General features: G+C 59.0%; 17 protein-coding genes and 1 pseudogene. 9 read left to right on the forward strand and 9 right to left on the reverse strand.

What is annotated here, in order from left to right; translation table 11 throughout:
• The first annotated feature begins 36 nt into the window (after positions 1 to 36).
• Positions 37 to 858 carry a MipA/OmpV family protein gene (locus HB376_RS24370; protein ID WP_255631536.1) on the forward strand — a complete coding sequence of 274 codons (822 nt, stop codon included), beginning with the start codon at positions 37 to 39 and terminating at the stop codon, positions 856 to 858.
• Positions 859 to 873: 15 nt separating this feature from the next.
• On the opposite strand, the gene HB376_RS24375 is transcribed toward HB376_RS24370, so the two are convergent.
• The 4 genes from HB376_RS24375 to HB376_RS24390 form a co-directional block, all read right to left on the reverse strand.
• Positions 874 to 1,458, reverse strand: a complete 585-nt coding sequence (locus HB376_RS24375; protein WP_213766239.1) for a histidine phosphatase family protein — start codon at positions 1,456 to 1,458, stop codon at positions 874 to 876.
• 121 nt (positions 1,459 to 1,579) lie between these two features.
• Positions 1,580 to 3,166 carry a Na+/H+ antiporter gene (locus tag HB376_RS24380; protein WP_213766240.1) on the reverse strand — a complete coding sequence of 529 codons (1,587 nt, stop codon included), beginning with the start codon at positions 3,164 to 3,166 and terminating at the stop codon, positions 1,580 to 1,582.
• A 218-nt stretch (positions 3,167 to 3,384) separates the two neighbouring features.
• A complete protein-coding gene (locus tag HB376_RS24385) occupies positions 3,385 to 4,269 on the reverse strand; it encodes an aldolase/citrate lyase family protein (RefSeq protein WP_213766241.1) in 885 nt (294 codons plus the stop codon).
• A 54-nt stretch (positions 4,270 to 4,323) separates the two neighbouring features.
• Positions 4,324 to 5,133, reverse strand: a complete 810-nt coding sequence (locus tag HB376_RS24390; RefSeq protein WP_213766242.1) for a transporter substrate-binding domain-containing protein — start codon at positions 5,131 to 5,133, stop codon at positions 4,324 to 4,326.
• A 206-nt stretch (positions 5,134 to 5,339) separates the two neighbouring features.
• On the opposite strand from HB376_RS24390, the gene HB376_RS24395 reads away from it, so the two are divergent.
• Entirely contained in the window at positions 5,340 to 6,302 is a 963-nt protein-coding gene (locus HB376_RS24395; protein ID WP_213766243.1) for a LysR family transcriptional regulator, read from the forward strand.
• A 29-nt stretch (positions 6,303 to 6,331) separates the two neighbouring features.
• On the opposite strand, the gene HB376_RS24400 is transcribed toward HB376_RS24395, so the two are convergent.
• A complete protein-coding gene (locus tag HB376_RS24400; protein WP_255631537.1) occupies positions 6,332 to 7,258 on the reverse strand; it encodes a glyoxylate/hydroxypyruvate reductase A in 927 nt (308 codons plus the stop codon).
• Positions 7,259 to 8,310: 1,052 nt separating this feature from the next.
• Positions 8,311 to 9,042, reverse strand: coding sequence for a class II aldolase/adducin family protein (locus tag HB376_RS24405; protein ID WP_213766298.1), 732 nt, complete (start codon positions 9,040 to 9,042; stop codon positions 8,311 to 8,313).
• 358 nt (positions 9,043 to 9,400) lie between these two features.
• Between HB376_RS24405 and HB376_RS24410 the strand changes: the two genes are divergently transcribed.
• Positions 9,401 to 10,738 (forward strand): MFS transporter, encoded by a 1,338-nt coding sequence (locus HB376_RS24410; RefSeq protein WP_213766244.1) that lies wholly within the window; start codon positions 9,401 to 9,403, stop codon positions 10,736 to 10,738.
• 265 nt (positions 10,739 to 11,003) lie between these two features.
• The gene (locus HB376_RS24415; protein WP_213766245.1) at positions 11,004 to 11,225 is read left to right on the forward strand and encodes a hypothetical protein; all 222 of its coding nucleotides are present in this window, start codon (positions 11,004 to 11,006) and stop codon (positions 11,223 to 11,225) included.
• Positions 11,226 to 11,260: 35 nt separating this feature from the next.
• Here the strand turns inward: HB376_RS24415 and HB376_RS24420 are convergent, their stop codons facing one another.
• Positions 11,261 to 11,869, reverse strand: a complete 609-nt coding sequence (locus tag HB376_RS24420) for a TetR/AcrR family transcriptional regulator (RefSeq protein WP_213766246.1) — start codon at positions 11,867 to 11,869, stop codon at positions 11,261 to 11,263.
• A 139-nt stretch (positions 11,870 to 12,008) separates the two neighbouring features.
• Between HB376_RS24420 and HB376_RS24425 the strand changes: the two genes are divergently transcribed.
• From HB376_RS24425 to HB376_RS24440, 4 genes are all read left to right on the forward strand, one after another.
• Entirely contained in the window at positions 12,009 to 12,785 is a 777-nt protein-coding gene (locus tag HB376_RS24425) for an SDR family oxidoreductase (protein ID WP_213766247.1), read from the forward strand.
• Between the two features lie 322 nt (positions 12,786 to 13,107).
• Complete coding sequence (locus HB376_RS24430) at positions 13,108 to 14,358, forward strand: FAD-binding oxidoreductase (protein WP_213766248.1); 1,251 nt, start codon at positions 13,108 to 13,110, stop codon at positions 14,356 to 14,358.
• A gap of 193 nt (positions 14,359 to 14,551) precedes the next feature.
• Positions 14,552 to 15,133, forward strand: a complete 582-nt coding sequence (locus tag HB376_RS24435) for a histidine phosphatase family protein (RefSeq protein WP_346730569.1) — start codon at positions 14,552 to 14,554, stop codon at positions 15,131 to 15,133.
• A 695-nt stretch (positions 15,134 to 15,828) separates the two neighbouring features.
• Positions 15,829 to 16,611, forward strand: coding sequence for a TMEM175 family protein (locus HB376_RS24440; protein WP_213766250.1), 783 nt, complete (start codon positions 15,829 to 15,831; stop codon positions 16,609 to 16,611).
• Between the two features lie 166 nt (positions 16,612 to 16,777).
• On the opposite strand, the pseudogene HB376_RS24445 reads toward HB376_RS24440, so the two are convergent.
• Both HB376_RS24445 and HB376_RS24450 read right to left on the reverse strand, forming a co-directional pair.
• Positions 16,778 to 16,942, reverse strand: a pseudogene (locus HB376_RS24445) (2OG-Fe(II) oxygenase); the annotation flags it as partial.
• 8 nt (positions 16,943 to 16,950) lie between these two features.
• Positions 16,951 to 17,526, reverse strand: coding sequence for a hypothetical protein (locus HB376_RS24450; RefSeq protein WP_213766252.1), 576 nt, complete (start codon positions 17,524 to 17,526; stop codon positions 16,951 to 16,953).
• A gap of 366 nt (positions 17,527 to 17,892) precedes the next feature.
• Here HB376_RS24450 and HB376_RS24455 point away from each other — a divergent pair, with 366 nt between their 5' ends.
• Positions 17,893 to 18,342 (forward strand): ester cyclase, encoded by a 450-nt coding sequence (locus HB376_RS24455; protein ID WP_213766253.1) that lies wholly within the window; start codon positions 17,893 to 17,895, stop codon positions 18,340 to 18,342.
• The last annotated feature ends 184 nt before the right edge of the window (positions 18,343 to 18,526 follow it).

Genomic DNA, 18,526 nt, shown 5'->3' on the forward strand with positions numbered 1-18,526 from the left:
CTGAATTCAAGCCACCCCCGTTCCAATGGCCGGCCAATGAAAAACCACTCGATCCAAGCATGCCTGCACGTCGTTTTGCTGGCAACGTGCTGTCTGATCACTCGGGAAAGCCGGGCAGCGTCCATTGACCTTCCCGGCGCGCTTCCCAGCATGGTCGGCGGTGGCCTTGGGTCTACAACGGACTATGCAGGGGCCAAGGACCGTTTTATCGGCGCTGTGCCGGGCGTGCGTTATGTGACTGATGGCGGGCAGCTGTTCGAGCTATACGGGCCCTATGCCCAGTTCGATCTTGGTGGGCTGACAGGACTGCAATACGGCCCCGCCGTGGAGCTTCGCCTGGGACGAAGTCATGTTGACGATCCGGTCGTTTCCCAGATCCACGACGTGAACACGACCGTGGAAGCGGGCGGTTTTGTGGGCTATGAATACGATAATCAAGGCGCGTTCCCGTATCGCCTGCGGGGTTCCGTGACGGTGGTGACCAACGCGGGCATTGTTTATACGGGAGCGCGTGTGTCGATGAACGGAAGCCTCTGGTTGCCCGTGCAGCGGCGCATTTTCGTAGGTGCAGGGGTGGGCGCGAGCTGGGTCAGCCAGGGATTTAACCAGGTGTACTACGGCGTCACGGAAGAGGACTCCGCGCGCAGCGGCCTGCCCGCTTTCACTCCTTCCGGTGGGCTTGAACAGATGACCGGGTGGCTTGCCGCGATCTACCAGATCGACAAACACTGGTTCGGCGGAGCAATGATTTACTACCAGCGGTTATCCGGCTCGGCGGCTGACAGTCCTATCGTCACGCAGCGCGGAAACCGGAATCAAATCACTTACGGCGTTGGAGTCGCCTACGCGTTCAAGTGACATGCCGGACGGAGGCTAAAACCTTCCTTCGACAATTTCGCAATTGGACGGCATGTCCACGCATCGAGCGGCGTCATCCATACTGATTTCGTTCAGGATGACCCGCACGGCCTGAAGCGTCCAGCCGTGCGTGACGACGAGCACGGTCTGCGGACTACTCAGCTTCAGGTCAGCGATCAGTGATTGAACGCGCGTGAGCATTCCCGTGAACGGTTCGCCGTCCGGCATGGCGGTAGTAGCCGGCGCGTGGGCAATGAATCGCTGGAAATCATCGCCAGGCTTTCCTTCAAATTCGGCGCCCACCCGGTTTTCGTTGGCTAGCCGATTAACGACTTGCGGAACGTTCAATACCTTATTGGCCAGCCATGCTGTTTGCCGCGCACGCAGAAATTCCGAGGTCACGATAAGCTCGATTTTCTCGTCCTTCAGGCGCTCGCCCAAGGCCCTGGCTTGCGCTTCTCCCTTCTCGGTCAGGTAAAAGCCGGTGCGGGGATTACTGTTGCAAACGCCGCGAACGTTGCACGGATATTCGCCGTGGCGCGCGAAGATGATGCGTTTGGACGCGGTGCTGGGTTCGGACAGCCAGTTTATTTCGGACATGTGGTGAAGAAGGACGGGGAGCTTGCCCCGATTGTACCAACCCAAGCTTCCTCGTCAGTTTGGTACCCGGCGTGACAAGCGAAGCGGACTAACCGGGGCCGCCTGCCGGCACTCGGCAATATCATCCACGTCCATGCCGCGCGGATACCTCTTGCAAGTCCAGGTCATGCTCGAGGATGTGCAACATCTCGTCGTGAATGGCGCCGGAGCGATGCATCCGGAGCAACTCCTTGCGCCCGGCTGCGATAGCTGCCAGGACAACATCGTAATGAGTGACACGTTCCTCATGCGGAAAATCAGTCCGGTCGCCATACGCTTTGGTGAGTGTTGCCCGGTAGGTATATTGCTCTAGCAGCCGGGGATGAATCACCTTTCCCTCACTGTCGCGTACAAGTGGTTCGATAGCGGCGAGCTGCGCCGCCTCCAGTCTTGCCCATGCTTGCGGTTCGGTGAGATGTTGGGCGCCGGCATCCAGGCTGCGATCAGGATTGATCCATTCGATGAGAACGCCAATGGTGGCGCCTTGCAGCAACACGGTCACCAGGATGACGGCAAACGACGCGACAAGGATCAAATCCCGTCCGGGCAAGGTTTCTGGAAGCGACAGCGCAACCGCGAGGGTGACCACGCCGCGCATGCCCGCCCAACTCGTTATGGTCGCGGTTCGCCAATCCAGCGCCACGTTCTTGCGGCCGGTTAGACGCTGCCATGACGCGTTGAAAAACTCGGTAGCGAAGACCCACACGAAGCGCGACAGGACCACCGCACCAAGCACTGCCGCCACGGCTGGCGCGAGCGTAAGGAGTGCATCGTCGGCACCGCCTGACCGGGCGATGACCCCTCGAAGAGAGAGCCCGATCAGGATGAATACGAGCGCTTCGAGAAGGAAGATGATGACTTGCCAGAACGCGGTGCCGCGCATGCGAACAGTTGCGCTCAAGACTTCGTGTTGATACCAGCCCAGGGTCAGGCCTGCCGTGACAGTCGCGATGACGCCCGAGACGCCAAGCATTTCGCCAACAATGTAGCTGATCCATGCCGTCAATACGCTGATGGTGATGATGAGATAGTCGTCAGCGAGGCAGCGGATGATTTGCACGATCACGTAGCCAACGACGGCGCCGACCACCACGCCACCCAGGCCGAGCAGGGCGAAGCTTGCGGCAGCATGTTCAATGCTGAACGTTCCGGTAAGCGCTGCCGCCACGGCGAAGCGAACCAGGACGAGGCCGGCCGCGTCGTTGAGCAAGCTTTCTCCCTCGAGGATAGACATCAGCTTGCGGGGCAGCGCGAGACGTTCGAGCACGGCCTTGGCTGCGATGGCATCGGGTGGCGAGACAATAGCGCCGAGCGCAAAGCAGACGGCCCAAGGCAGGCTGGGGACAATCAGGTGGGCGACCACACCGACCGCAAGTGTGGTGAACGCAACGGCACCGATAGCGAGAAGCAGGATCGCGCCGAGATTGCGCTTGAGCTCTTCCCAGACAGAGAAGTAGGCACCATCCATGAGCAGCGGCGGCAGGAATACGACAATCACCAGGTCCGGGTCAAGCCGAACGGGCGGAAGACCGGGCACGAATGCCATGGCCATGCCGCCAATCAGCAGCGCGGCAGCGGGTGGCAATCTAAGGCGCTTGGCTAGCAACTGCAAGCCGATCATCACGATTAGCGAGAGCAGGACAAGCTTGAATGCGGAGACGGAGGACATGGATTTGCCTGCAGAGCGTCAAGTGAGTGGAGCTTACCCGACGGCGGCATTTTTTCGGAATTCACGTGTGCAGGTTATCGCGTGCATCCGTTCTGAAGAAACGCTGCTACATACGCAGTTCTAGACAGAATACGATGCTTACCGCGCCCGTACGTCGCGACTGATTCCGGGACTTTACCAAGCCCGGCAATCCTTGACGCCAGGCTCACTTATCAAGCTTACTTATCGCCGTGGAAAGCCTCGTAGCGAGCGAGCAGACGTTTGGCATTATTGCGTTCGGGTGCGTCGATCCAATTGTCTGCGTCGGCGGCATAGGCCCCTTGTGCTTCGCAAGCAGCCAGCATTGCCCGCGCGGCCTCCGCAGCGCTCCCTGACGGTGTCAGCGCGCGATTGACCGCATCAACGTGTTCGGCGAACACCACGCACTTCGATGTAAATCCAAGCTGAGTCGAGAGCTCCATATCCGCTGCCAGCGTTGCGGGGGATCGGTAGGTACACGGCAGGTCGATCGGCACGCAATTCGCCGCAATACATTCAATGAGAAACCGGCTGCGTGCATAAAGCAGTTCCCGGCTTTCAGGCGTGCGACGTGCGCCCAGATTCGCGGCTAGATCCTCGACTGCGAGCATGCAGCATCGAATACGCGGGCTGACGGTCAATAACGTTCCGAGAGCGACCAGACCCTTTGCGGATTCGATAGTCGGAACAATCTCCGTCGTGCCTTGCACGATATCGTGGATACGTTCGAATTCACTGAGCGCCGCATCCAGCGCGACGAGTTGATCCGTGGTTTCGGTGTGGGGCAAAAAGACTGCATGCGGGGCTCCGGACATGATGCCTTCAAGATCGGCATGTCCATCATTCTCCAGCTTGTTGATGCGTGCGGCGCCGATCAATCCCAGGCGCGCGGCTTCACGCAGCATCGCGACGATCCGCTCTCGCGCCATTGGCCGATCCTCAGGCGTGGTCATTTCCTCGAGGTCGGCAACAATAGCGTCCGCGCCGCTTGCGAGCGCGGCTGCATGGCTGGGGGTATCGACGCCGGGAACGAAAAGCCATGCGCGCCGCAACGCGGGCGCTCGAATGGGATATGCCGGTTTCATGTTTGTTGTCTCGTGACCTGTGTGCGCGACTGTCGTTCCGGGCGAAATTAAAAATCAGAATGAGGATGCGGGTACCGAGACGCCCAGCCACTTCTTTTCGATCTGATCGATAGAGCCATCCTTGCGGGCACTGTCCAGGGCCGTGTTCAATTCGTCTCTCAACGGCCCTTCGCCCTTGTTCACCGCTATGTGCATGGGTGAGTCGAGCAGACGAATCTTTTCATCGATCGATGTTTGCGGATGCATTGCGCGAACGCGTGCAGCCACGTCTCCTCCCAGTGAAATCAGCTGAGTTTGCCCCGCAAGATACGCGGCAATCGCGCTGCTTTGATCGTCGAAACGCTTGATCGTTGCGGTGCCCGGTGCCACTTTCGTCAGGCTGATGTCTTCGTTCGTCCCGCCTGCGGTCGCGACCGACTTGCCACCCAGGTCGGCGGCTTGCTTGACCTCGACGGCCTTCGGACCGAACACGGCGATGTAGTAGGGCGCGTAGGCTTGCGTGAAGTCCAGGACCTTTTCTCGTGCCGGTGTTTGCCCGACCGACATCAGCAGGTCGACTTTATGATCGGCGAGGTACGCCAGCCGGTTCGTGCCCGTCACGGGTACGAGCTCCACGCGCGCCCCGAGTTTTTTCGCCAGGACCGCGGCAAGATCTACGTCGATTCCACGCGGCTTCATGTCCGCGCCGATCGAGCCGAACGGCGGATAGTCCTGGAATACGCCGATCTTCACCACCTTGCTTTGCTTGACGTTGTCGAGCGAATCGGCGTACGCGCAGGGCGGGGAACCCAACACGGCAGACAATAAAACCAGCGCCAATACCATGCAACGTGCAACCGGAGGGGGCAGGCCAAACGCTTTCATGATGAAGTCCTTGCTGATGTGGGAGCGTGGGTAGGAAGTGCAGGTCTTAAGCCATCGCTGCCGCTGCCCGCTTAGCTTTTTGCACTCGCTAATTCGTGTCGCGCGGTGGCGCATGACTCCTTTATCGGGAATACAAAATGATTAGTCCAATTTCTAATATTTATTTTAAGTATAATTTTCATGGATGATGACAGCTGAGGTTAGCAATGAGCAACGAACGATCCGATACCTACCTGAATGATCGGCTCGACTGGAATCTGCTGCGGACATTTCTCGCTATAGCGCGCGAGCGCAGTGTGAGCCGCGCGGCTACGCGGCTGCATTTGACGCAACCCGCCGTGAGTCAGGCTCTGCGGCGTCTGGAGGATCAGCTTGGCATGCGGCTGGTGGATCGTCATGGGCCGCGCATAGAAGTGACACAGGCCGGCATTGAAGTGCAGCAGATCGCAGAAGATGTGTACGGCACGATCTCGCGGCTTTCGCTGGCCAAGGTCGACGGCGATCACGATATCTCGGGCGTGGTGCGCCTGAGCACGGTGAGCGGCATTGATTTCCCTGCCTACGACACATTCCTCGCCGAGTTCCATCGCGACTATCCGCGCATTGAACTCGAGAGTCAGGAGATGCGCAGCGCCGACGTAGTCAGCAGTTTGCAGCAGAAGTCCGCAACACTTGGGCTTACGCCGCGCCGTACCTTGCCCAAGAGAGTCGAGAGCCGCGTGTTCCTGAGGCAGCGTTATGCACTTTTTTGCGGGCGCCACCATCCGTTGTTCGGGCGCACGGACTTGCGCACGTCCGATCTCGTGAGCGAGAAATTTGTGTCCTTTACGGGTGACAAGGTAGGTGATCACATGTCGCCGCTGACGTTCTTCCGCGATGAGATGGGATTCACCGAGCGCGTGATCGGATCTTCGTCGAGCATGTGGGAAGTGAAGCGATTCATATTCGCCGGCTTCGGCATTGGTTGTCTTCCTGAACATGTGGTTCGGGAGGATATTGCGCAGGGGCGTTTTCAGCGCCTGCCACCGGATGAGGGCGTGGCCGATCTCGATGTGCATCTGCTCTGGTCGAATGACCGGAAGTTCAGCGCGGCCGAGACGGCCTTCCTGGATGCGTTGCACCGGTTTATCGATACGGAAGGCGGTGAAGTGATTCCTGTCGCGGTTTAGAGGCCGCTTTGGGCGAAGGGCCTGGTGTGCTAATAGCCTCGCGTCACATCAACCGCGTTATGCAAAGCCTCCCCGTTCACGAGCCGCCGCACGTTCTCCGCTACCTGTAGTCCGATCGTATCCGCGCTGGCGACCGACGCCATATGCGGGGTCACGATCATGTTCTTCGCCCGCCAGAATGCATGTCCTCGCGGCAGTGGTTCGTTTGGAAAGACATCGACAATGGCGCCGCCAATGCGCTCCTCATTCAGCGCGCGCAGCAAATCCTCCGGTACCAGATGTTCCCCTCTTCCCACGTGGATCAGCTTTGCGCCGGGACGCAATGCATTGAACGTGCGTGCATTCAGGATGCCGCGCGTTTCGTCCGTCAGGGGTAACAGGCAAACAAGGATGTCAGTGCCTTGGAGGAACGGTTCCAGCCCTTGCGCACCTTCGAATGTTTCGACGCCTTGCAGGTCTCTTGCCCGACGCGCCCAACCGCGTACGCTGAATCCTAGCCGATGCACGTCTGTTGCCACGCGGCTGCCGATCTCACCGAGTCCCATCACGCCTATTGAACAGGTTGATGGATCTTGCTGAGTGGGGCGAAACCAGTGTTCTTCGCGCTGGTTCAATATCACACGATCAAGTTGTCGATAAAAATGCAGTACGCCCCACGTCACGAATTCGCTCATGCCGCGTGCGTGCTGCGGATCGACCACTCGGCACACGGGTACGCGGGGCAGGCTGGGGTCGGTCAGGATGTTGTCGACGCCGGCTGCGATGCTGTGCACGAGCCGTAACTGGGGTAACGCTGCGATAGCGCCATGGGGGGGATTCCAGCACACGGCGACCTCGGCGTTTTGGGCGTTTTCGTGACCGTGCAACGTGACTTCGAGGTCGGGCGCTGCGCGGAGAATGGACGGGACGAGGTGCGACATATCGAAGTCGCGGCTGATGAGGACAATTTTAGTCATAAGTTTTTCGCTCGCGCCGGTGGACGGGGGGTGGTTTTGGGGGTAGTGGTTGGGGTCAGTGCCAGGGTGTTAGGTTCCGGGGTTAGTGGTCGGGGTCTATGCTGGGTTGGTGCTTTCGGCCGTGGTGGTCTGCGAGAGTCGGATTTTCTCTTTATCACTATTAGCCACTGTGCGTGGCGGCACGTCATTTCTTTGTCCAAAGCGACAAAGAAACGAAGCAAAGAAAGCGCTTTTAAACCACGCTACCCTAAGTGTCCACAGCGTGCAGTTTCTATTCATAGGTGCCCCAAAAGCACGGTGCTCGCCAGAGCGGAGGATGTGTGAACCCCTCTTTCTCCGAACACCGATACCCACACGCTTCGCCACCAGTGATTGAACCTGCCCAAGGGACACCCCGCGCTATCCGCGGATAACCTCCCTCCGAATTTGTACTCTCGTCGAACCACGCCGCCAACCCGCAACGTATCAAACCCCAAAGATGCTTAAGGCAGTAGCCAACGAAAATAATCGTATGGAAAACGTAGCCAATTCACTAAAACTCGAAGCGGCAATTCGCGTCAAGCTACTATGGAACAGGCTGCGATCGATGAATATGACCGCGCAGACCAGGCAGCTAACCAACCAAAAAAACTGCGACCGTAAATACGTGTGAGGCCATTTGGATTCGTTAGCAATGGTGCTTGCCCGAGAGCGTACGGGGCGAAGCGTGTTCGTGTCAGGATTCGCGAGAAGGAGGGGTTCACACATCCGTGGCTCTGGCGAGCACCGTGCTTTTGGGGCACCTATGAATAGAAACTGCACGCTGTGGACACTTAGGGTAGCGTGGTTTGAAAGCGTTTTCTTTGCTTCGTTTCTTTGTCGCTTTGGACAAAGAAATGACGTGCCGCCACGCACAGTGGCTAATAGTGATAAAGAGAAAATCCGACTCACGCAGACCACCACGGCCGAAAGCACCAACCCGGCATAGACTCCGACCACTAACCCCAGGACCGAACACCCCGACCATTACCACCCCAAACCCCAAAATCCCGTCCACCGGCGCGAGCAAAAAACTAATCCGTTATTAATCGCAACGCCGCCCGCCAAGCCATCTCCACGATTTCCGCCGATTCCTCGCGGTTGAACTGGCTGGCGGTCAATTCACAAACTTCCACAGACGGAATGCGCAACGGGGTCCCGCCCGCCAACGCCTGAATCTGCGCCTGACAAGCGCGCTCAAGAAAATAGATCTCATGGAACGCCTCGGCAACCGTCGCCCCCGCTACAAGCAAACCGTGATTCCGCAAGATCATCGCCTTGTTGCGACCAAGATCGCGTACCAGACGTTCACGCTCGCCAAGATTCAACGCAATGCCCTCGTAGTCGTGATACCCGAGCTTGCCGTAGAACTTGAGCGCATGCTGACTGATCGGCAACAGCCCATGCTCTTGCGCAGACACCGCCGTTCCCGCGGCCGTATGCGTGTGAACCACAAAACCAAGGTCCTCGCGAGCCATGTGAATCGCGGAATGTATCGTGAATCCAGCAGCATTCACGCGAAAGCGCGCGGGTTCGGTAGCGGCGCGTTCATCAATGACATTGCCCAGATGATCGATCTTGACCAGATCCGAAGCCCGCATCTCATGGAACATAACGCCATACCGGTTGATCAGGAATGCCGGCGTCGCGCCGGGCAAGCGCGCAGTAATGTGCGTATCGATCATGTCCGTCATGCGGAAATGGGCCGTAAGCCGGTACAGCGCCGCCAGATCCGAACGGACCTGCCATTCATCAGAGTCAAACATGTCGGCGTCGAACACGGCCTTGTGCGTATCGGGAGGCAGATTTTGCGTTGCTTGCATGCTATGGATCTCTCTAGTTCGTGCGCGGTGACAGGACGTAGTGTTCGTTGAACAGAAAGCATTCGTCAAATTCCCTGTCCTTATCCTCATCATCAATCCTGCTAATGCTTGACCCGGACTCCTGGCATTGAAACGCCGCAGCGCCCGCACCGCAACGCGGGTATGGAAGTATTAGCCACGTTGATACTGACAATGCAAAAACGCGATTGTACGAATGATTTTTGACGCTTGATAAGTCGGTATCCCCTCTCGTACATCGCGTTTTGAACAACGCGCGCCACTTTCAAGGAACACGAAAATCATGAAGGCAGCGGTCTCCGGCAGGCAACCCGTCCGCGCAGCGTTTGCGGCTTTTATCGGCACGACCGTCGAGTTCTACGACTTCTATACCTACGCGACAGCCGCCGCGCTCGTGCTAGGTGACGTCTTCTTTCCAAGCAGCAATCACTTCATCAGCACGCTCGCTTCATTCGGCACATTCGCGGTCGGCTTCATTGCACGGCCTCTGAGCGGTGCGGTGTTCGGGCACTTGGGCGACAAGCTGGGACGCAAGAAAATGCTGCTGCTGACCATGTTTCTCATGGGCGTGGCGACCACCGGCATCGGCTTGTTGCCGTCTTACGCGACAGCCGGTATCTGGGCGCCAGCAATGCTGATCGTGCTCCGCATAGTGCAGGGCATTGCAGTGGGCGGCGAGTGGGGCGGTGCCGTGCTGATGTCGAGTGAACACGCGCCGGAAGGACGCAAGACCTTCTTCGCGTCATTCCCGCAAATGGGAAGCCCCGCAGGCCTGATTCTTTCGCTCATTTCCTTCCGGCTGGTGACGTCGCTCAATCACGACGACTTCATCTCCTGGGGATGGCGCTTGCCGTTTCTCGCAAGCTTCATCCTGCTCGCGGCCGGCCTGGTGATTCGCTCGGGTGTCAATGAATCGCCGGAGTTCGAGGCAATGAAGAAGTCGGACGAAATGGTGCAGTCACCCGTCAAGGAAGTGCTCAAATCGCATTGGGTGCCGATCCTTTTTGCGGCGGCGGCAACGACTATAGGGTCTGCCGGATTCTTCTTCACCAACACGTTCATGATCTCGTACGTGACGGTCTATTTGCATATGTCGAAGTCGCTGATTCTCGACTGCCTGTTTGCCGTCACCGTCATTCAGCTTCTCTCGCAACCAATCTCGGCGATGCTGGCAGAACGATTTGGCAATGCCCGTTTCCTCACGGCCGCTGCGCTGCTTTCGATGCTGACGCCGTACCCCATGTTCATGCTCGTCAATACCGGAAACCCGGTGGCGATCATTGCGGGTATCGCGTTCTCGGTGGTCGTGTTGTCGGCGGTCTATGCGGTTATCGCGGGCTTCATGACTTATGCGTTTCCCCGGCATCTGCGTTATTCCGGCATCTCGATTGCGTACCAGCTCTGTGCGACGATTGCCGGCGGTACGACACCGATCATCGGGACCATGATCGCGCAGCGATTCCAGGGTCAATGGGTGCCGCTCGCGCTCTTTTTTACAGTGCTGTCGGCGGTCTCGCTGATTGGCATTCGCGGCCTGGCGCGTCTTCAGAATGGACGTGAGTCGAACGAGTCAAAACAGGCGGAATCGGTGGGGGCACTTGAGCGGCAAGGGGTGAATTGAGGTGGCGAAGCGCATGCCAAGTCACCTTATTTTACGGCCGGCATGCGCTTCCTTACCCGCTGAAAGACTTGAGTCTGGCTCGGTTGACCCGGCAATTGCAACGGGAAGTTTCTGCGGGCACCGGTTACGGCCCGCACGGCGCTTGTTCATTGCGAGAATGTAACCGTGTAATGCCGTGAAAAATGGCTGTAGCGTGAATGTCGATTTGGCTCTCTAGGATGCATGAACGCAAACGGTTGCGATTCATTCATGCAAGGAGATTCCCATGCTCAGCCCTCACGAGTTGTCGACACTGCTCCTGATCCAACACTCGCCGTCGCAAGTGGAACCTCAATGTTCCGACGTGGCGAGTCTCGAGCACGAGCACCTCGTCAGCATTGATGCGAGCACGAGCGGTCGGGCTACGCCGCGCCTGACTTCGCAAGGCTCCGAGTTATTGCAGCAGTTGCATCGATTCTGCACCCGTGAGTTTGCTGAGAACCACTGAACCTGCACTCATGCCCGCCACCGTTCACCGTGGGTTCATTGCTGCGCAGCCCCGTCCTGCTTCATGACAAGCGCATGTGCGGCGGTGAGAATCGACAGCGCCAGTTCGTGATCGTCCACTGCGCGCGCCAGCGTGATCGCGCCCACGATCGTGGCCGCCACTCCTAGTCCCAGCGCTTCGCTCCCGGTTTCGTCTCCGCTTCCGTCTCCGCCTCCCGCGGCTTGCGTCAACTGATCTGCAAGCCGCCGCAAGTGCGTGGTGTAGAGCGCTTTTACGTCCGCTGTTGCATGCACCGTATCGCCGGCAAGTGCGCACAGTGCGCATCCGGTGCCGGGATTGTCCGCGTGAGCGGGGTGCAGGTAGGCATCGACGATCGCTGCGAATGGTGTCTTTGAATGTTTCGCCGCATCGGCCGCACGCGACATCACGCGTGTCTGGCCCCGTGTCATTGCCTGTTCCAGCGCGGCGATGATCAACGCATCGCGCGACGAAAAATGTCCATAGAACGCGCCGTGGGTAAGCCCCGCACTGCGCATGCAATCGGCGACCCCCAACGCTTCCAGGCCGTGCTCGCGGATCTGCCGCGCTGCCGTGTCCAGCACGCGTTGCCTGCTCTCCGCTTTCTGCGCCTGTGAGTAACCCATCTCAATCCTCGCTTGACAATCTGCATGATGACGATAATACTGAATTTGTGGATTATGATCAACATTTAGATTGATGGCGTGTCGTTACATCGATGCATTTTCTGCCGCAACCGGGCGGTGACCAACAGGAGAAGGACCCATGCGTTTCACCAATAAAACTGCCTTGATTACGGGCGGAAACAGCGGGATTGGTTTTGCGACAGCGAAGTTGTTGATTGCTGAAGGCGCTCGCGTGGCGATCACGGGGCGCGACCGCGCGAAGCTCGACGAGGCGGCATCGGAGCTTGGCGCAAACGCGCTCGCCATCCAGGCGGATCTGGACGATCCGACCGCAATCGATTCGGTGATCAAGCAGGTCGGCGACGCTTACGGTTCGCTTGATATCGTGTTTGCCAACGCGGGGATTTCAGGGCCAACGCCGCTGGGCGGCACGACCGCTGCGGCGTTCGAGGCGATTCTGCGCACTAACCTGACGGCGGTTTTTCTTACGGTTCAGGCGGCGCTGCCGCTGATGTCGGCGGGGGGATCGATCGTGCTGAATGGTTCGGTCATGCGTGAGCTTGGCCGGGCGGGTACGGCGGCTTATTCGGCGTCGAAGGCCGGCATTACCGGCATGGCGAAAGTGTTTGCCGGTGAGCTCGTGCAACGCGGCATTCGCGTGAACACGGTGATCCCCGGCGCCACGCGTACGCCGATCTGGACCCGTGGTGCACGAGTCGGCGCGACACTGGACGGCACGGAAGACGCACTCTCACCGGCTATTCCAATGGGACGCCTCGCCGCCGCTGAAGAGGTCGCGGAGGCCGTATTGTTCCTTGCGTCGGACGGCGCGTCCGGGATCACGGCGGCCGAGATTGTGGTCGATGGCGGCACGATCGGCGCGCCATGGGGCTCCCCAGCGCTTCGCAAAAGCTAAGCACGCGTTATGCCACCGGCGCGGCACACGCAACGGCGTGGCCGCGTTGTGTGGCAGGCACTGCGGGCACGCTCTCCATCCCCGCAGTGTCTCTGCCGAACATCGCCTGATAGACGACCGCTTAAAGCCCTGCTCAAATCGAGGCACATCATGGCGCGAAGACGCCGGCCGAGATGAAACGAAAGCTTTATTCCGAAAGCTTGGAGAGCGCGCGCGTATGATCTACGTCTGGAAGTTTCTGGGGCGGTGAACGATGAGTGGCGGATATCCGTCCACCATTCGCCGCCGCGAACAAACTGGACGTAGAGGAGAGATTCAACGCATGAAGTTCGACACAGTCGTGCTGGGCGCGGGCATCGTGGGGGTATCGGTCGCCATTCATTTGCAAAAGCGTGGCCGCTCGGTCGCGCTCGTGGACCGCAAGCGTCCGGGTCTCGAAACGTCATTCGGCAACGCGGGGCTGTTGCAGCGCGAGGGTGTCTACCCCTACGCGCTTCCCCGCGACATCGGCACGCTGATGCACTACGCCCGCAATTCGTCCATCGATGTCCATTACCATCGCGACGCATTGCCCGCGCTGGCGCCATTCCTCTGGGCCTACTGGCGCAATTCCGAACCCGCGCGCCATGCCGCCATCGCGCGTCAGTACGCTACCCTGATCGAACATTGCGTGACCGAGCATGAGGTCCTTGCGCGCGAGGCCGGCGTTGAGTCGTTGTTGCGGCCAACGGGCTGGATCAAGGTGTTCCACAGTGCTGCCGCTCAGGATGACGAGTTGCGTGACGCAGAGCGGTGGCATCGCGAGTTTGGCGTGCAATACAAGCTCCTCGATCCGGCGACGTTGCAACTAGCGGAGCCGCATCTCGACCGTTCGCTAATAGGTGGTTTGCATTACACGGATGCGGTGTCGGTCACCGATCCAGGCGCGTTGGTCGCGGGTTATGCAGCGTACTTCGAGCGTCTGGGAGGCCGCTTCCTGACCGGCGATGCAACGTCGCTCGAAGCCGATGGCGACGGCTGGCGCGTGATGACGCAAGACGGTGCGGTCAGTGCGTCGTCGGCGGTGATCGCGTTGGGGCCGTGGGCTAAAGACGTGACCTCAGCGCTCGGCTACCGGCTGCCGCTTGCGGTCAAGCGCGGTTACCACATGCATTACGCGCCGCAACCCGGGACGGTGCTGAACCATCCCGTGCTGGACGTGGATAACGGTTTCCTGCTCGCGCCAATGGCACGCGGCATTCGGCTGACAACGGGTGTTGAACTGGCGGATCGCGATGCGCCCAAGACACCCGTGCAACTGATGCGTGCCGAGCCCGTGGCGCGTACGCTGTTCCCGCTCGGCGAGCGGGTAGACGACGAACCGTGGATGGGCCGGCGTCCGTGTACGCCCGACATGATGCCGATCATCGGCCCCGCGCCGCGTCACAAGACCATGTGGTTTGCGTTCGGACACGCGCATCATGGGTTGACGCTCGGCGCGGTCACCGGGCGGCTGATCGCGTCCATGATGACGGGGGAAGAACCGTTCGTCGATGTCACGCCGTTCAGGGCTGACCGCTTCGAATCGGTCTGAAGGCAACCGCGTCTGGCCGAACCCGCACGCGATCGATCATCTGACATGCGGGGCCTGCTCTGAAAATTTGTCGATAGCCCCGTAGAATCGGGTCAGACGCAAGCAAGCTCCGCTCGTTTCGGTACTAAGCCGAACGCTGATTCCTGACCTCATCCTGCCAACGCCAATGAACGCTACCGCTACCGAAAACCACGTGAACCAGCCCGAGATCTGGCTGATCCGTCATGGTGAAACCGAATGGAGCCTGTCCGGCCAGCACACGGGCCGCACCGATATTCCTCTGACCGATCACGGGCGCGAACAGGCGCGTTCGCTGCGGCCGGTGCTTGCCGCACAGCCCTTCGACCTCGTGCTGTGCAGCCCGATGTCTCGCGCTCGCGATACCTGCGCCGAGGCCGGTCTTGGTGCCCAGGCAGAAGAAGAGCCGCGGCTGAGCGAATGGAACTACGGTATCTATGAAGGCCGTACGACGAAGGATATCCGCGCTGAGGACCCTGACTGGGCCGTATGGACCTCGCCGATACCGGAAGGCGAAAATGTCGAAGACATCCAGGCGCGCGCGGAGTCTCTGATCCAGCGGCTGCTTGCCACGAACGGGCGCATCGCGCTGTTTTCGCATGCGCATTTCCTGCGGGTTCTCGGTGCCTGCTGGATGGCCGATTCAGCGGCGCTTGGAGCGCATTTGCTACTCGATACCGCGTCGGTGAGCGTGCTAGGTTTCGATCGCGAAACAAGGGCGCTTAAGCAATGGAACGTGCGTTATCCGCAATCGTAGGGCAGGGCCCTGAAACAGGAGGCATATTTTTGCAGCAAGTGCAGGGATAGGCTTTACCCACAAAGTGCGACCCTATGCTTTGCAACAGAGCCGACGTCAAGTCGGCTTTGTTGTATCCGGACGCAGCTTTAAAGTCCCAGTTTGTTAAGGATTGTCGGACGCCTGCCCGCCGGCTTTCGCGTGCGCTTGCAGGCCGGGTGTTTAGGAGAGGCGTCTACAATCCCTAACGATCGAATCCAACGACGACCGGCTCGGCTTGACCTACTACCGTCACTACCGTCGTTCGTCACGAGTCAACTTCAATGGCGGCTTCCAAGGTACAACGGCCGTCGGCAGTTCGGCCTTTGCGGTCGTGGGCGAGCTCGTCTTAGTCTTCGCGAATGTCGGCTTTAGGCGCCTTGGTTGAACTGGCGCTATCGGCCAAAACCGGCATCTCAATACGCACCGGTCAAGATCCTCAAGCGGTCGTTGAAGCACTGCCTCGATATCGAATTCCAAAGCAAGGAACGGAGTGTCTTGAATCGACCGTTGCGATACATTTTCCGCGACGAGATCCGTCATCGAACTCAAGATGCCGCGTCAGCGGTTTAAGGGGTCGTTGAGATCGGCGACGACCGTCCCTTGCCCCTGCGCTGCTCCCCAGACGGGCATGCCCCGAACTGCCCCTCAGAATGATTACGCGAAAGGAATTCACCGTGCCAGCACTAGAGGAAAATAAACCTTTCATCGGACGTTGGTCGAGAGCCCTCTGGTGCAAGGCCCGCAATGTGTGCAACGCACTCGCCCGGAAAGCAGGTCCGTCGTCTCCGTTCGCGAGGCCCAACGCGGAGGCGGCACAGGTTGCCGAGATAAAAAGCGTCTTTGGCCTCCCCGAGCCACGCCGTGTGGAAAGCTTCAGTGATGGGGCTTTCGCCATCATCATTACGCTGCTTGTTCTGGAGATCCATCGCCCGAATGCTGCGCCAGGAAGATTGGGGGAAGAGCTTGTGGCGGAATGGTCTTCCTACTTGGCCTATGCAATTGCGTTCATCTACGTTGGAATCATCTGGCTCAACCATCACTACATGTTCGAGCGTCTCTCTAAGGTGGATGTGACACTCAACTGCATCAATCTCGGCATCGTTGGCACCGCAGCCTTGATTCCGTTTCCGACCGGCGTGCTGGCGGGTGCATTCCGCGACGGGAACCTCATGGACCAGAAGGCAGCCGTGGTGCTTTATGCCTTGATAGCCGGACTCATGTCGGCGTCATGGCTCCCTGCCTTTCGGCATTTGCATCGCCATCCTGAACTCTTGAAGCCGCATCTGCCGGCGGCTGCTTTTGCGTCGCAGGTGCTTCGACCGGCGCTTGGCATCCTGCTTTACATCATTGCAGCGGCGCTAGGTTGGTTTGTTCACCCGCTTATCGCAATTGGGATTTTCATCTTCGTTGTCGGCTACTACGCCTTGACGAGCCAAGGCATCTATTCAAACCGGTGAATGCCCGGCGAGGGGATTGGCGCGCCATGCGTACCCGTGGGTACCGCGCAGGTGTGCGTGCAGGCGAGTCCCGGTTCGTCATACTCGGCCACCTCCGTCGATGGCGGACCGAGTGCCGGGGCGTACGGCTTCGTTTCGTTCTGTGGGGTGGGTCTCCGGCCAGGGACTATTTAGCGTAGTGGAAGATGATGCCCAGTGTATGGCGCTGCCCGCGATCCAGCTTGCTGACGCCATGGCGCAAGTTCGAGCGATAGAACCCACGCATGGAGCGCACGGGGCGATGGTTGACGGCGAAGACCACCGCATCACCCTGCCGCAGCGGCATGACCTCGATATGGCTTACCAGCCCGGATATCTTGCAATGAGGCAGAGCCACAGCGAGAGACATCCGGCGTCACTCATGTACTGAATCGCTTCGCCTGCTCGCCAGGTACAGGGGACGCGACGCAGCCACGTCGAATCGGGACCCGATTGATATAGCCAGATGATCGTGCTTGTCATCATCTGCTGTTCCGGAGCCATGCCCCGGAATTCCGCCCGCCATCGCGTCATCTCCTCTGGATGATGTTCACCCGTTCGTTCGTTATAAGCAGCCGGACAGATGCTTCGGTGGAATTCGCCTTCCTGGCTGGGACAGAACAGCTTGGTCAATTGAAGTTGCCGAATGACCTGCTGCAGGGCTTTGTTGAAGCTTGCGGGACTTCGGCTGCCCAACGCCATCGGCACGCCACCAAGTGCCTCCAGCTCCATCGCGTCGTCATCGTCGAGGTCAAGCAGACGCTGTACCAGGCGATCCAGTCGCGTGTCGTCGGAGGACGTGGATATATGAGCCTGCCGATGCAGGGCCTCGTTGATCACCGCAGCGCCGTTGGCGAAGGTTCGTTCGGCTGTAATAGCGCAGAGGTATTTCAACATGAGAGCCTTTCTCCAGAAAGCGTCGAAAGTAGGATCTTTTGATGGGTACGTCTCTCCGGTTCTTGCGGTATTCAACTCGACGTCAGTTTCTCGAAGTCACGAGTTCAACTACCGTATGCAGATGAGACGGCCCAAGGCATGGCGCGTACTAGCTTATTGAGGCGCCCGGCGCATAGAACCAACCATACGTGTTGCAGGCAATCCTTCTCTGTTTCTTGCTCCCCGGTTCCGGATGAGCGGCGTGGAACGGATTGTCTGAATCGCACCGCAAGAAACGGGTAGTAGTGGGGAGGCGCGATGGATATTGTTCGTTCCAGGCGAAGCAAGCCCGCTTCGCTGCCAATCAAGCTCAGTAAGGAGTCGAACATGTCAAAGGAAGAGGACAACAAGGCGGTCGTAGGTCGCTGGTTCACCAGTTTCTGGGGCGAGAAATGTGACCTGAGCATTGTCGACGAGATCGCTGCGCCGGACATGCTGTTGAAATACTCGCTGCATGAACCACGTCGTGGTCGTGACGACATCAAAGCGTTCATGACCGCTTTCCGCGAAGCCTTTCCGGACCTCAATTTCTGGGGCGTCACGGATCTCATCGCTGAAGGCGATTACGTCGTAGGCCAATGGGAAGGTGGTGGTACGCACACGGGCCCGGCTTTTAGCGACTTTCTTGCAGGGTCTCTGCCGGCGGCAACCGGCCGCAAGATGCACTTCACCGGCACCACCGTACTTCGTTTGAAGGAGGGCAAAATCGTCGAAGAGCTTGGTCTTGACGACGGTGTGTCGGCTCTCACGCAATTGGGGCTGATCAAGACGGTCTGAGCCTTTCGGTCATCATCGGTGTGGACCCGTCGGCGCGTCGAGTGATCGGGAGCGCAGACCGGCGAATGCCGGTCTGCGTTGTCCGGTCGGTCTACTCTTCATCCACGCAGGACGGGTCTGGCATATCAGTCACGAATCATCACTCTCCTCAAAAATTGCCGCAAGGAACGGAGCACTTCGGCGC

The organism is Caballeronia sp. dw_19 (assembly GCF_018449515.1).
Taxonomy (GTDB): domain Bacteria; phylum Pseudomonadota; class Gammaproteobacteria; order Burkholderiales; family Burkholderiaceae; genus Caballeronia.